Raw genomic sequence first — 1,026 nt, 5'->3', positions numbered from 1 at the left:
TGAATGGATGATGTCACCGCTGAGTTGCCAATATTCGCGTTCACTTTTGTACGAAAGTTACGACCAATAATCATTGGCTCTGTTTCAGGGTGGTTAATGTTGTTTGGAATTACCGCCCGGCCGCGTGCGACTTCATCTCGAACAAATTCAGGTGTAATAATCTTTGGAATCGATGCGCCAAAGCTTTGTCCCGGATGTTGCTGTGCAATGGCCTGGTCTAGCTCATGCTCTTGTAAAGCGAGGTTTTCACGAATCGCAATGTATTCCATTTCTGGTGTAATAATCCCTTTACGCGCGTAGTGCATTTGCGAGACATTTTGGCCTGCTTTTGCCTTGCGCGGCTGACGCTTGTATTCAAAGCGGAGGCCTTCTAGCGTCAGGTTTTGATCACGAACATTTGCATACTCAGAGCTAAAGCCTTCAAGTAACTCTGTATCATTACGCTCAAGAATCCACTTTTCTCTTAAGGGACTTAATCCAAGCCGTACATCAATTTCTTTATTCGGGTCGGTATAAGGGCCAGAGGTATCGTAAACACGAACAGGCGCATTTGGCTCTTCCGTACCGTCCTGCAACTTAGTTGGCGTCAACGCTATTTCACGCATCGCAACCTGAATATCGTCACGACTGCCTTTGACATAGATCTTTGTAGAAGCAGGAAAAGGCGTAGTCGAAAGCTCGTCTACTTTTGCGGTTTTACTGATGTTTGCGTCGGTGATTTTTGCCGCTTTGGCCGGGCTTTGTGATTGTTCGCTCATGCGCACTCCGTGTTGAGGTAGAGTACAGTGCGGGCGAATTACGAGAGGTAGAAATCGAAGCAAGCACACTGTTCCCTACGCTGGTATTAACCATATCAGGTTCAACGGGTCCTGCCTTTTGCACTAATAGCTCGATAGGCTGGCAGTCTCAGCTTTTATACGACCAAAAGCTCCCCGACAGATTGATAGAGTGTATGCCTGCATAACTAAGAACGCAATTACCAAAACGAAAAACGGAGCCGAAGCTCCGATAAACTGAAAACGACAA

The 1,026-nt window shown here is 46.6% G+C and carries 1 protein-coding gene and 1 riboswitch; the gene reads right to left on the bottom strand.

Going from position 1 to position 1,026, the window contains the following annotated elements; translation table 11 throughout:
- A partial coding sequence (locus tag A3750_RS23430) for a phosphomethylpyrimidine synthase ThiC (RefSeq protein ID WP_197475267.1) occupies positions 1-758 on the bottom strand: 758 nt, incomplete at its 3' end.
- Between the two features lie 55 nt (positions 759-813).
- Positions 814-945, bottom strand: a riboswitch (TPP riboswitch).
- Positions 946-1,026 lie beyond the last annotated feature (81 nt).

This window comes from Oleiphilus sp. HI0079 (genome assembly GCF_001635105.1).
Note: the sequence above shows the minus strand (reverse complement) of the source record. Positions and strands in the feature narration are given on the sequence as shown.